Below are 12,643 nucleotides of genomic sequence, written 5' to 3' on the forward strand. Positions count from 1 at the left end.
CAGCATGACTGGCTCACTTTGGAATGTATGTTTTTTTCTCTTGTTTCTTTTTTCTTTACTTCCTCTGCTTCATTTTTTGCTCCCGATCGCTTGACTTTTAAGACAGTCGCTACTTTTCTTTGCGCCTTTGCGCCTTTGCGTGAGGCTTAAAATTATTGTTCACCAACTTCAGACAAAAAACCTCATCTCTACGCTTCAAAAAAAGCAGATGGCGAAATATGAAAAAACTCTGCTAATTGACGAATGTGGTTAACAGTTAAATTCTGTTGACCATTTAACACTTCAGATACAACAGACTCAGCTTTAAAAATAGGTAATAAGTCTTTTTGTTGTAAACCAAATTCAGCTATTAATGCTTGTAAGAGTTCTACACCATGAATATCTGGAATAGAATTATATTTTTCCTCGTACTCACTCACAAGAGTACCTAGAACATTTAAATAGTCTTGTTCATCTGTTGTTAATTCACCTTTATCGATGAGGGAATCCATTACTTTTTGTGTAGCGAGTAATTCGTCCTCAGAATTAATAGGACGAGGAGGAAAAAATGTCAGTAGTTCAATATAAGTTTGGGAGTTAGGTGTTCCAAGGGTCATTTTTCCAATCATCCTTATCATATTCTGCATGTGTAAGGACATAGCGAATAAAAACTTTTTGATATTGGTAATCTATAAAAGTAATGAGTCTATAGTTATTACCACTAATGTTAAACACAGTCAAATTACCAACTTTATCTGCTGTGGGGAAAGTTTGGCTTAAATCAACAAAATTTTGCCATTCAGCTACCGATGTCAGCTTGTACCATAGACGCAGGCTTGTTTGTGCATTCGGATGCTTTTGCCAAAATTCAGTTAGCCTCGCACGCGTAATGATGTGCATAAATTTTTAGCATTTGATGTTGTTTCATAGGAGTTGATCATGGTCGGGTGTTAAATTATCTTAGCAAATTACCAAGTTAGTTGGATTACAGATTATATTTTGGGTATTTTTTATGAGATAAAAAACCTATAGCAATCCTATTTAACTTGTGAAATTCAAGAGACTTAGATCCCCGACTTCTTTAAGAAGTCGGGGATCTTTTGCTTACTTAATCCATTACAGCTAACACAGCCTTGGGTAATAACTTATCTTTAAACCACACAATTCTCGCGGGTACATCATTTAATTTGACTCCAGCTTTTTCCAAATTCAGCCGTTCGGAAATTGCCAAAATCAAATTATCACAACCCGCACGTCGCACTTGTGAGAATTTCTTTTGTAAATATTCTGGTCGCCAATACCCGACAATTTCTAATAAAAATTCTCGTCCATCAGGATGCACTAAGCGAAAATCAGGAATCATCACGCTACCGGAAATAGGAATTAAATCAACTTCTCGCTCTAATACCCAATCAGTTTTTAAAGCATCCCATTTATCAGCAAAGGACGCTTCTAGCATACTATCGTAAGGCTTACCTTTAGAATAGTGCGATACTAAACCACATTCGGAATTGAGGGTAAATCTGCCAGTTTTCCAAGTATCTGTGTAAACATCACGGGTTTGTAATGTTGCTGAAAGACTCCATTTGGTGACATGCAGTAAAGCCGGAATTAATTTAGCGATCGCCAACCCATATCGCGTACTAGGATTAAATAAACTCGTCGGCCCATCCACTGTAATTGTAAAGCCGTGGTCAGCATCACCTTCAATATAAGCCATGAGTTGAAACAATTTTAAATAGCGAAATAACAGCTTATATTCCCCTGGTACATTGCGATGAGCATTTAATACTAATTGACTCGCTTTATAAAAAATTCCCTGCACCTGGGACAAGTTATATCTATTTAAGATATCTACAGGCGAAGGTGTATCAAATTGGGTCAAAATTTTATTTTCTGATAAGTCAGCATACAACCCAGTCTGCACTTGTTCTAACAAAACTTCTCGCTCTAATTCCTGACTTAATTCATCAGCAATTTTGCTTAAAGTTGCTTGGGTTGATTCTCGACTGGCTACAGATTTCGCCGCCAAAGCAAACACCCGTTCTCTTAACATTGGCGGTTCCAAGGGACTCACCACTTCAAAAGTACAAAAATTGCTTTTGATAATATAAGCTAGTCCCCGCTTGACACGATAATCCGTCGCATCGCCTTCTAAATCTAAAAGCTGCTTTTCTAACTCACCTTGAGTCTTTCCCTGTGCTGCTTGAAAACAAGCAATTAATTCATTAGTCAACGCCAAATGTTTATCATCAATCTTCAGTCTTTTCGGAATGATTTCTTCTCCGTTTAGGCGATGACTTAGTAACTCCGTTGGTAACATCTTCTGAATTTTGGATTTTAGATTTTGGATTTTGGATTGAATAATTAATTTCTAATTGTTCCGCAGCCCTTAAACTTTTTTCCTGACCACTTCCATAGATAACCTGTAAATTCCCTTCCTTTTCTTTCTTCCCTTCGCGCTCTTTGCGTCTTTGCGGTTCGTATTTCTCCTCCCCCCGCCGCCGCGCCGAAGTCCCTTCCTCACTCGTATCTTCTGCGATTACCTCATACAAAATCGCTTGTTTATTCTCCACATTTCCCTTACGTAAAACCCTACCCAACCGTTGAATATATTCCCGCGTTGAACCTGTCCCCGACAGAATAATTGCCACTGAAGCCGCCGGGACATCAACACCTTCATTCAACACATGAGAAGCCACCAAAGTATTATATTCACCTTCGCGGAATTTAGTTAAGATTTCATGGCGTTCTTTGACTGGGGTTTGATGGGTAATTGCTGGAATTAATAAGTCTTGGGAAATTTTATAAACCGTCGCATTATCAGCCGTGAAAATTAACACCCGTTCAGGATAATGTGTTGCTAATAAATCAGCTAAAATTCGTAACTTACCATCAGTTCCTAAAGCAATTTCTTTGGCTTCACGATGTGCTAACATGGCTCTACGTCCAACTTGCGATCGCGCACTCATCTGCACAAACATTTGCCAACCTTGAATACTCCCCAAAGAAATTTTAGATTGACGCAAAAAATCATTGCGAGTTTGAATTAATTGATTGTATCTTTCCCGCTCAATTTGCGATAATTTCACTTTAATTTGGACAATTTCATGTTCGGCTAAGGCTTTCCCTGCCAAATCTTCGGCGCGTTTACGATATACTTCTCGCCCAATCAAAATATTTAAATCAGCGTGTTTACCATCGGTGCGTTCTGGTGTGGCTGATAATCCTAACCGATAAGGTGCGATCGCATATTCCGCAATTACCTTGCTAAAATCTGTCGGTAGATGATGGCACTCATCAAAAATAATCAAAGCATATTTATTGCCCAAAGATTCAGCATGAATCGCTGCACTATCGTAAGTTGCTACTAATATCGCTGTCTTATCCCGCGAACCGCCGCCTAGCAACCCCACCTCCGCATCGGGAAACGCCGCAACTAAATGTGCATACCACTGGTGCATCAAATCCAAAGTCGGGACAACAATTAACGTTGTGCGCGGTGTTGCTTGCATCGCCATCTGCGCCAGATAAGTTTTACCCGCCGCCGTTGGTAGCACTACTACACCTTGTCTTCCCGCCAACTTCCAAGCCGCTAAAGCTTCACTTTGGTGCGGGTAAGGTTCCATTTCTAAACTCGGAACCAACTCTATCGGGTAAAATTCCTTCGCCTCATCAATAAACTCTACTTCTTCCCCTTGCAGTGCTTCCACCACAGCCCGGTAACGCATCGCCGGAATCCGAAATTTTTCTACACGGTCATCCCATGTAGCATAATCCATCCAAGCTTTACCGCGTGGTGGTGGGTGCAGAATTAATGTACCGCGATCGAAGGTTAATTTGGAGATGCGAGCCATTCCGAATTGCTTGGGGATTGTCCTGTACTAAGTAACAATCCTACAGTTATTGAGGAAGTAATGGGTGGAAGAGGGAGTAAGGAGTCAGGGTGCAGGGGTGTAAGGGTGTAGGGGTTTTGATTGGTGTCAGGTTAATTTGAAAAGGGCGGTTAGAAACCGCGTCTACACAAACAAAACCTGCCTCCGCAGGTTCTAAATCCCTTGATTTCACGTTAGTCCGCGCAGGCGGACTTTGCCTGTATAGCCGTGAATTCCATTCGCCCTTTCTTTCTTCACTTTTACACCCTCATACCCCTACACCCTGAGATAAATCCAAATACTTAAATATCAGCATTAAATCTTCATCAACTTAGAAAGACTATGTTGGCTACCAGATTTCTTTGATCCTGATGAATTTAACGGCAAAACTTAACAGACAGACTAATCCTCAGAAACTTCTGGTGTCTCTTGTTGCAGTATGGCATGGCAATATTGAATTAAAGTAGTGAGGCGATCGCTCATGGTTTGAAGTCTGGTTTTTGCTGTGGCAGCCTGCCTTGCGCCTTGGAAAAATGTGATATCAATTTCCAATAAGCGCAGTTGTTTACTGATTTCCGTTTGATAAGACAGTTCTTTGGAATCTGCTGTTGCTAAAGGCACAATCTCGCGTTGAAACAACTGCTGTAAATCAGCAACACGCTGTCGCAGTTGGGTTTTGTCAAATTCCCCAGCAGTGATATCAGAACGTAACTGCACTAATAACTTTGCTAGTGCTTGATATTTCTCACAATTTAAAGACATCTAGTGCCATTTAAGATAGTATTAATGACAAGATTTTTTCTTCTACAGTATATCTTCTTGAACCACTATCACTATCACAAGCCTCAAATCCTCTTTTGAGGCTTATTCGCCATCATAAGTTTTTCCAGATGATGCTTGTTGAAAGCTAAAATGGAGGACTACCACCAGGCAATAGACTCATCATCTTCACACTGCATTTACTACCCCACCAGGGACACAGGATCACCATTAGTTGATGCTGTAAACTTCGTCCATCTTACTATTTACCGATCACCTTTTGTATGAGCGGCATAGCTACTAGTACTTCAATTGACGTTACACTTCCAGAATGGCTAAACAAATGTTTACGCGAGTCATCACCCAGAAGTGTGGAACCAGAAGACCGAAGACAGAATGATGCGTCGTTAATTTGTCGAGCATTTTCTTTTGCCTATCAACTCCATCATGGACAATTTCGCAAATCTGGAGAACCGTATATTTATCATCCCGTTGCTGTAGCTGGGCTGCTACGCGATTTAGGGGGTAGTCCTGCTATGATAGCAGCTGGATTTCTTCATGATGTAGTTGAGGATACAGATGTCACAATTGAAGAAATAGAAGAGCTATTCGGCTCAGAAGTGCGGCAGTTAGTCGAAGGTGTAACGAAGCTTTCTAAAATTAATTTCAAAAGTAAAACCGAAAGCCAAGCCGAAAATTTCCGTCGGATGTTTTTGGCAATGGCACAAGATATCAGAGTAATTGTAGTCAAGTTAGCAGACCGTTTGCATAATATGCGAACTCTGCAATATATGTCAGAAGATAGCCGTCGTCGCAGCGCCCAAGAAACGCGAGATATCTTTGCACCTTTAGCCAACCGCTTGGGTATTTGGCATATTAAGTGGGAACTGGAAGATTTAGCATTTAAATATCTGGAACCAGAAGCTTTTCGCCAAATGCAGCAGCATGTTTCGGAAAAACGCACGGCGCGAGAAGAGAAATTAGCTAAAGCCACAGATATTTTACGAGAACGTTTGCCACAAGCTGGAATTCGCTGTTTAGATATTAGCGGTCGTCCCAAACATTTATACAGCATTTATCAAAAAATGCAGCGACAGCAAAAGGAATTTCATGAGATTTATGATTTAGCGGCGCTGCGAATTATTGTTGAAACTAACGAAGAATGTTATCGGGCGTTAGCTGTTGTCCATGATGCGTTTCGCCCCATTCCCGGCAGATTTAAAGATTATATCGGATTACCCAAACCCAACCGTTACCAGTCTCTACACACAGGGGTTATTGGTTTAACTGGTCGTCCTTTAGAAATTCAAATTCGCACCCTAGAAATGCACCATATCGCTGAATATGGTATTGCAGCCCATTGGAAGTACAAAGAAACAGGTGGTTCTAATAGTCCGTTGACGGCGGCGGATGAAAAGTTTACTTGGTTACGGCAATTATTAGAATGGCAAAGCGACCTGAAAGATGCCCAAGAATATTTAGATAGCGTTAAAGATAACTTATTTGAAGACGATGTTTATGTATTCACGCCCAAGGGTGATGTTGTTTCTTTAAATCCTGGTTCTACTAGTATAGATTTTGCCTATCGCATCCATACAGAAGTCGGCAACCATTGTGCAGGTGCAAGGGTAAATGGGCGGATAGTACCTTTATCTACAAGGTTACAAAATGGCGATATTGTGGAAATTCTTACCCAAAAGAATAGCCATCCGAGTTTAGATTGGTTAAATTTTGTCAGAACTTCCACGGCAAAATATCGGATTAAGCAATGGTACAAGCGATCGCGCCGCGAAGAAAACGTCACCCGTGGGCGAGACTTGTTAGAAAAAGAACTCGGTAAAACTGGTTTTGATAATTTGCTGAAATCAGACGCAATGCAGACTGTCTCCGAAAAGTGCAACTATCACAGCGTCGAAGATTTACTTGCGGGTTTGGGTTATGGCGAAATTACCTTAAATTTAGTCCTGAATCGCTGGCGGGATGTGGTCAAGGCACAGCAACCTGCGACAATGGTCATACCGCCATTTGTCCCCAAAGAATCATCAGCCAAAGCTTTACGGGACGTTCCCCACAGCAGTTCCCGCACCAGTGATTCGCCTATTCTCGGTGTTGAGGGTTTGGTGTATCATCTGGCGGGGTGTTGTACACCAATTCCCGGAGAATCAATTATTGGCGTAGTCACACGCGGTCGGGGAATTTCTATCCATCGCCAAGGCTGTCATAATTTAGATAATGTCGAAGGCGATCGCTTAGTGCCGGTAAAATGGAATTCGGCTGTGGAAAATAGTTCCCGCCCCCACACTTACCCAGTTAGTATCCAAATTGAAGCCCTTGACCGTGTTGGCGTTTTAAAAGATATTTTATCGCGGTTAAGTGACCAAGGTATTAACGTCCGTCATGCCCAAGTCAAAACAGCCAGTGGACAGCCAGCATTAATGGACTTAGGCATAGATATACGCGATCGCTCCCAACTTGAACAAGTGTTTGTCCAAATTAAAAAAATGAGCGACATCATCAATATTCGCCGCGTCGGTCAAGGGGAGGAGTAGCTAAATTAACCTGAATCTCCAACGGAGATGCACCTGTGAGAAGGGCGAAAGAAACAAGTCAAAGCCTCTTTTCTTCTGCCCTTTGGGTGACACACCTAACGTCGCTAACGCAGTTGTTCATGGGTAAAACACCCAATACAGCAGTATCAAAAATTATTAGGTATTGCGAAGATCGGTTGCGGTAATGCCTTCTAGTGCCAAACCATAGCCAATGCCTTCATTAACCAAGCGTTTCAGCCTTTGAGTCAAAGCAACACGGGTATATCGTAGATTTAAGGTGGGTTGTTTGGCGAGTTTTCTGGCGATTTCCCACGCTCGTTCCATCAATTTGTCTTGGGGTAATATTTCATTGACAACATTCAGTTCATAAGCTTGTTTTGCTGTCAGCGTTTCTTGAGTCAGTAAAAAGTAGCGTCCGCGAGAAAGACCGAGTGCCAAAGGCCAGAGGATATGCACACCGTCACCAGGTACGATACCTGCATTCAAATGTGGCATATCTTGAAATACCGCATTTTCAGATGCCAGAATAATGTCAGTCGTGAGAATATACTCACTGTGGAGTAATGCTGCACCATTAACGGCAGAGATTACTGGTACTTCGATATCTAAAAGATTTTGTAGTACTTTTTTGCCTTCCCAATAAGTTTTATCCCACTCACGCGGATTAGTGACATCTCCTAAACTGGCAAAATCGATTTCAGCCATCCAAGCATCGCCAGTACCAGTGAGGATGACAACACGATTATCTCTATCTCGGCTGATGTCGTAGAAAGCATCGGGAAATTCTCGGTGAGTTTTGCCAGTGAAAATTAGCGAACCGCCGTTAGTGTGCATTCTTACTTCGAGAATGCCATTTTCATCCCGGTAAAAATGCAAGTTCTCATATTTAGTGAAATACTCAGGTTGATTCAAAGTCATAATCTGTTTGGTGTTGGCATAGCCGTAAATATCCGCAGTTCAATCTATGCTTTTGACACCAGGAATTATTTGATTGAAATCAAGTCTGAGATGATTCTTTATAGTGTGTAATTTTTAGAGTTAGTTGGCAGTAATTTTTGATGTAAGATAATTTGCCGTTTTTTGCGGGTAATTACACCGTCTTTTTGAAGTTGACTCAAGACGCGAGAAAATGCTTCCTGACTCAACCCCATATCTTCAGCAATTTCCTTCAAAGGTTTTTCTAAATTGACTGTGTTTCCATGTGGATGGATGGCAATTTCTAAATAATGAAGTACTCGCTCCCGCGCCGAGCGAATACTCCGTAGTTCTAGCAAAACTTTTACTTGATGAAATCTTCGTGCCAGTTGTGCTATGAGGACTTCTGATAAATCTGGATATTGGCGCAAAGTTGCCAGAAAAGCTGGCTTGGGAAAAGTCGCAATCCGAGATGGAGCATCAGCGATCGCAGTACAATCATAAAATTCACTGAACAAGGCAGCTTCCGCAAAACTCTCTCCAGTTCTCACCTCATAATGCTTGATAGATTGACCCGCACTGGTATAGTGCATCAGTCGAATCTGTCCAGATATGACAACAAAAATGGCTGTAGTCAAATCACCTTGATGAAAAAGAATCTGTCCAGCAGTTAAATTTTCATAGGTGATAGCCATTTTTGTTTTGATACTGTCTGGAAGTTGGTCAATGTTCAAAAAATTGATCATTTCCTTGACAAAGAGGTGAAAAAGTGGAGTTGCATAAATGCGGGATGAAATTATAAAATTACACTTTTAAAACTCTTGCTCTTTGCGCCTTTGCGCGGCAGTCGCTTCAAGTCGGCAGAGCCGCCCAACGCGCTGCCTTGCCTTTGCGTGAGACAAAAATCATCCCCGTAATCAGCAACGCCGAAAAAGTGTATTGCAAACACTGAAATTACCTCGGATTCAGCACTTTTCTAAACTCCAGCATGACCTAATGCTAAACCAACCACCAGCATTCCCAGCACGAGGAATGGTTGGGCGCTGGCTTGGTATTTCACGTCATTCTTTAAGGGGTCACGCAAAAAGTACATATCCTGAAAAGTGATTTGGGGAATGATTAACAATACCAAGATAGCCGCATATAAATTCTCATGGATGCTGACGAGATAAGCAGCCATAAAACCTTGGAATAAGTCAATCATCAAGACACAAATCCAGGCGGCGGTGGTGACACCAAACATGACTGGTAGTGATTTTAATCCTAATTGGCGATCGCCTTCGACACTTTTGAAGTCGTTGACAATCGCAATGCCCAACCCAGCCAAGCTGTAAATTAAGGTGAGAATCAAAACTTGCCAATTCAGTTCACCAAACAAAGCATGACCAGCCCACCAAGGTAGAGCAATGTAACTTGCACCCAAAGCATAGTTACCCAGCCAACCATTTTGCTTGAGTTTCAGGGGAGGAGCAGAGTAAATATAAGAAACAAATGAACCGAAAATTGCCAGGACTGCAACGGTCGGAAATTCATGACCAGCCCAGATATCCAGCACGTATGCCAAACCAATCCCAGAGACTAACAATAGTAAAATCTGGGTGACAACTTGAGGGACGGAAATTGCGCCGGAAGGGATGGGACGGTAAGGTTCATTGATGGCATCAATTTCGCGATCGTAAAAATCATTCATCGTCTGGGTGTAACCAGCCAGCAGTGGCCCCGACAGTAACATACAAGCTGCGGCTTTCAAGACATTTTCTAGAGTCCATGTATAGTTACCAGAGGAAGCTGCACCGCAAACCACGCCCCAAATTAAAGGAATCCAGGTAATTGGCTTCATCAATTGCAGGCGAATTTTCCAAATGGAAGTTTCGCCTGGTGCTGCACCTTTCATTCCTAGTAATTGCCGAGTTTTAGCAGTGCGTTCGTTTGTGGCTATTGTTCCTGCTTCACTAGAATTATCTATTACTGAGTCTACCGCCTCAGCCGGATTGGAATTGGGGGGTACGGGAGTTGATTCAGTCATAAGATTATGTATGGGAAAGTATGAAGTATGAAGTATGAAGTATGAAATTTATGGTTCAGACTTCATCCTTCATACTGGTTTAAAAAGAAATAATCAAATAATTATTTTGGAATTTTGCGCCAGTTACAGGTCTACCAGTCAAGGCTGGTGGTAAGAAGATGTTCCGGCGTTGGTCGCCTGCTTCTACGGTGACTTCTGGCCCTACCTGGGTAAGTTTTACCTGTTTTTTATCAAATCCAGGCAAAAATAAGCGTACCTGACGGTTATGGACATCGATTTCGATGGGTTTGGGTACTTGGCTTGCTTGTGCTGCAAAGTTGGGTAAGGCATCTATTAGGGGTTGCCAGTTACCTTGGGTCACATCCGGCACAACATTTACAGATAGCGGTGCAAAATCCGCCGTTAAATCTGCTGTTGTCTGGTCAGCAATTTGGATAACTCCACCTACCGTCAGACTAACTTGTTGTGCGCTTCCCCACAAATAACGAGCAACTGCCACTTCTATGGGGTCATTGGTTGTTACCAAAAAGGCTGCAACTCTTTTGGGGTCAGCCAAAGCCGCTTTACCCTTGTCTAAGAAATCATTGACTTGGTTGGTGGGTTGAGCAAAGTTATCTGCTGTCCAATTGACGTTGAAAAAACTGGTAATCAGTGGTTGTATTAATGGCGATTCAGAAATTGTCTTGCCTAAATCGGAGTTGACAAACAACTGTCGAAATCGCCGTACATACCAACTGAGAGATTCTGGCAAACCCAACAGCCGCAAAGTCAAAGAATCACCAGTGCCATCGTAAATAATTGCATCATATTTGCCACTGGCATCATATTCACGGATAGCATTTAAGGCGAGGGCGCTGTCCATTCCTGGTAATGCCACCAGTTCTTGGCCGTAAACCTCTTTAAAAATGGGTGTACGGAGGTATTGTGCCTCTAGTTTTTTGGCTTCTTCCCAATTGCGTTCTAAAAGTACAGATGCAGACAACTGTAATACTTGCAAATTAGGAGCGATTTCTTGAGGGTCAGCCGAGAGTGTAGTTTCTAAGAGGATAGGTAAAACTGGTTCTGCCAATCCTGCTAAAAGTACACGCTTACCTTGACTTGCCAATAGTTTAGCTGCGGCGATCGCTACTTTGCTACGTGCGATGCCGCCTTTGCCCAAAAATGTCAATATTAGGGACATTTCGTGATTTCCAATTACCGCCTGTTGTTTCCACTCCAACTTAGCATTAGGCAAATACTCTTAGCTTCCGCCTTGAGTTTGTCCTAGCTACACAGGTTTAATTTCGTCTTCAAAAAACCAAGTGGCGCTATTATCTTCAAACTTCACCACTATGCCAACGCCGCTACCATCAGTCATTTTATAGCCTTCGATAACGCCGACTTTGCCTAGTTTTTGAGCAACTGAGTTGGGTACGCGATCGCGTAGACGATACACCTTAACCTTTTGTCCGATTTCCATGCTGCCTGATTACAATGCAATAAACCAAGTCTCAGTTTAGCGGAATCTGGGACTTATCTGTCACTTCGTTCCACTCCAAATTAAAATTAAATCAACACGCAATCAGGTATAAAACCATGTTTGTCACAGCGCAACAGCTAGAACAACAAATGCCCGATGCAACTCGGTTGTTAAGTGATGAGCCGGAAATGGAAACTTCGTTGCATTATGCACAGCTATTACTGTTAGTTACTTGTTTGGAATGGCTGTGGCGTGACCAAAATGACTATTTTATTGGTGCAAACCTGACAATATACTTTAGTCGTCAGCAATTACGAAATCGAGATTTTCGTGGCCCAGACTTTTTTTTAGTGAAGGATACGGAAAAGCGCCCCCGCAATTCTTGGGTAGTTTGGGAAGAAGACGGTCGTTATCCTGATTTGATTATTGAATTACTCTCGGAAAGCACAGCTAACATTGATCGGAATTTAAAGAAAAGTCTCTATGAAAACCGATTTCACACACCTGAGTATTTTTGGTTTTCACCCGAAAGTCTAGAATTTGCTGGTTTTGAGTTGATTGGCAATAAATATCAACAAATCGAGCCTGATGGGCGTGGCTGGTGTTGGAGTGAGGTACTTGGTCTGTATTTAGGTGTGGAAAATGCTAAACTTCGTTACTTTACTCCTGAAGGAGACTTAGTACCAACACCAGAAGAGGCGGCGCTAAACCTGCAACAGCAAGCAATTGCAGCATATCAACAAGCAGTCGAGGCACAGCAACAAGCAGTTGAGGCACAGCAACAAGCAGTTGAGGCGCAGCAACAAGCAGTCGAGGCACAGCAACAAGCAGTTGAGGCACAGCAACAAGCAGTCGAGGTACAACAACAGTTATCTGATACTGAATTAAGATTGCAACAAGAACAGGAGCGATCGCAACGCTTGGCAGAATATTTGCGTTCTCTGGGTGTTGATCCAGACACTATGCCTTGAGGTAGCACTCCCAATATTATGGGAAGCGATCGCAACAAATTGATCAGTTAGCCAGTCTTGCAAATGTAAGATATCTTGAGGAGTTGTGAGCGGCTGTAACATAGCTCTCA

The 12,643-nt window shown here is 42.2% G+C and carries 12 protein-coding genes; 2 read left to right on the plus strand and 10 right to left on the minus strand.

Going from position 1 to position 12,643, the window contains the following annotated elements:
• Window positions 1-188: 188 nt before the first annotated feature.
• From H6G74_RS28820 to patD, 5 genes are all read right to left on the minus strand, one after another.
• A complete protein-coding gene (locus H6G74_RS28820; RefSeq protein ID WP_190970996.1) occupies window positions 189-596 on the minus strand; it encodes a helix-turn-helix domain-containing protein in 408 nt (135 codons plus the stop codon).
• Window positions 577-879, minus strand: a complete 303-nt coding sequence (locus tag H6G74_RS28825) for a type II toxin-antitoxin system HigB family toxin (RefSeq protein ID WP_190970997.1) — start codon at window positions 877-879, stop codon at window positions 577-579. The genes H6G74_RS28820 and H6G74_RS28825 overlap by 20 nt, the downstream gene beginning before the upstream one ends.
• Window positions 880-1,087: 208 nt before the next feature.
• On the minus strand, window positions 1,088-2,302 hold the full coding sequence (locus H6G74_RS28830; RefSeq protein WP_190970998.1) for a DUF790 family protein: 1,215 nt from the start codon (window positions 2,300-2,302) through the stop codon (window positions 1,088-1,090).
• Window positions 2,232-3,836: a DEAD/DEAH box helicase family protein gene (locus tag H6G74_RS28835; RefSeq protein WP_190970999.1), complete on the minus strand. Its 1,605-nt coding sequence runs from the start codon at window positions 3,834-3,836 to the stop codon at window positions 2,232-2,234. Before H6G74_RS28835 ends, H6G74_RS28830 begins: the two co-directional genes overlap by 71 nt.
• A gap of 420 nt (window positions 3,837-4,256) precedes the next feature.
• Window positions 4,257-4,616 (minus strand): heterocyst frequency control protein PatD, encoded by a 360-nt coding sequence (patD, locus tag H6G74_RS28840; RefSeq protein WP_190971000.1) that lies wholly within the window; start codon window positions 4,614-4,616, stop codon window positions 4,257-4,259.
• Window positions 4,617-4,897: 281 nt separating this feature from the next.
• Here patD and H6G74_RS28845 point away from each other — a divergent pair, with 281 nt between their 5' ends.
• Window positions 4,898-7,162, plus strand: a complete 2,265-nt coding sequence (locus H6G74_RS28845) for a RelA/SpoT family protein (RefSeq protein WP_190971001.1) — start codon at window positions 4,898-4,900, stop codon at window positions 7,160-7,162.
• Between the two features lie 156 nt (window positions 7,163-7,318).
• Here H6G74_RS28845 and H6G74_RS28850 read toward each other — a convergent pair whose 3' ends face one another.
• From H6G74_RS28850 to petP, 5 genes are all read right to left on the minus strand, one after another.
• Window positions 7,319-8,080: an enoyl-CoA hydratase/isomerase family protein gene (locus H6G74_RS28850; RefSeq protein WP_190590446.1), complete on the minus strand. Its 762-nt coding sequence runs from the start codon at window positions 8,078-8,080 to the stop codon at window positions 7,319-7,321.
• 98 nt (window positions 8,081-8,178) lie between these two features.
• Complete coding sequence (locus H6G74_RS28855; protein ID WP_242051379.1) at window positions 8,179-8,772, minus strand: Crp/Fnr family transcriptional regulator; 594 nt, start codon at window positions 8,770-8,772, stop codon at window positions 8,179-8,181.
• 281 nt (window positions 8,773-9,053) lie between these two features.
• Window positions 9,054-10,103, minus strand: a complete 1,050-nt coding sequence (gene chlG, locus H6G74_RS28860; protein ID WP_190971003.1) for a chlorophyll synthase ChlG — start codon at window positions 10,101-10,103, stop codon at window positions 9,054-9,056.
• A gap of 79 nt (window positions 10,104-10,182) precedes the next feature.
• Window positions 10,183-11,283, minus strand: a complete 1,101-nt coding sequence (locus H6G74_RS28865; protein WP_190971016.1) for a Get3/ArsA fold putative tail anchor-mediating ATPase NosAFP — start codon at window positions 11,281-11,283, stop codon at window positions 10,183-10,185.
• A gap of 87 nt (window positions 11,284-11,370) precedes the next feature.
• Complete coding sequence (gene petP, locus H6G74_RS28870) at window positions 11,371-11,562, minus strand: cytochrome b6f subunit PetP (RefSeq protein WP_062293192.1); 192 nt, start codon at window positions 11,560-11,562, stop codon at window positions 11,371-11,373.
• A gap of 116 nt (window positions 11,563-11,678) precedes the next feature.
• On the opposite strand from petP, the gene H6G74_RS28875 reads away from it, so the two are divergent.
• A complete protein-coding gene (locus H6G74_RS28875) occupies window positions 11,679-12,533 on the plus strand; it encodes a Uma2 family endonuclease (protein ID WP_190971004.1) in 855 nt (284 codons plus the stop codon).
• Window positions 12,534-12,643 lie beyond the last annotated feature (110 nt).

Source organism: Nostoc spongiaeforme FACHB-130 (assembly GCF_014698475.1).
In the GTDB taxonomy this organism is placed as follows: domain Bacteria; phylum Cyanobacteriota; class Cyanobacteriia; order Cyanobacteriales; family Nostocaceae; genus Nostoc_B; species Nostoc_B spongiaeforme.

Bases quoted from the DNA above. Each gene is read 5' to 3' on its own strand.
- patD (WP_190971000.1), bottom strand. From the start codon at position 4,616: ATGTCTTTAAATTGTGAGAAATATCAAGCACTAGCAAAGTTATTAGTG.
- H6G74_RS28830 (WP_190970998.1), bottom strand. From the start codon at position 2,302: ATGTTACCAACGGAGTTACTAAGTCATCGCCTAAACGGAGAAGAAATC.
- H6G74_RS28850 (WP_190590446.1), bottom strand. From the start codon at position 8,080: ATGACTTTGAATCAACCTGAGTATTTCACTAAATATGAGAACTTGCAT.
- H6G74_RS28855 (WP_242051379.1), bottom strand. From the start codon at position 8,772: ATGGCTATCACCTATGAAAATTTAACTGCTGGACAGATTCTTTTTCAT.
- H6G74_RS28845 (WP_190971001.1), top strand. From the start codon at position 4,898: ATGAGCGGCATAGCTACTAGTACTTCAATTGACGTTACACTTCCAGAA.
- chlG (WP_190971003.1), bottom strand. From the start codon at position 10,103: ATGACTGAATCAACTCCCGTACCCCCCAATTCCAATCCGGCTGAGGCG.
- H6G74_RS28835 (WP_190970999.1), bottom strand. From the start codon at position 3,836: ATGGCTCGCATCTCCAAATTAACCTTCGATCGCGGTACATTAATTCTG.
- H6G74_RS28820 (WP_190970996.1), bottom strand. From the start codon at position 596: ATGACCCTTGGAACACCTAACTCCCAAACTTATATTGAACTACTGACA.
- H6G74_RS28865 (WP_190971016.1), bottom strand. From the start codon at position 11,283: ATGTCCCTAATATTGACATTTTTGGGCAAAGGCGGCATCGCACGTAGC.
- H6G74_RS28875 (WP_190971004.1), top strand. From the start codon at position 11,679: ATGTTTGTCACAGCGCAACAGCTAGAACAACAAATGCCCGATGCAACT.
- H6G74_RS28825 (WP_190970997.1), bottom strand. From the start codon at position 879: ATGCACATCATTACGCGTGCGAGGCTAACTGAATTTTGGCAAAAGCAT.
- petP (WP_062293192.1), bottom strand. From the start codon at position 11,562: ATGGAAATCGGACAAAAGGTTAAGGTGTATCGTCTACGCGATCGCGTA.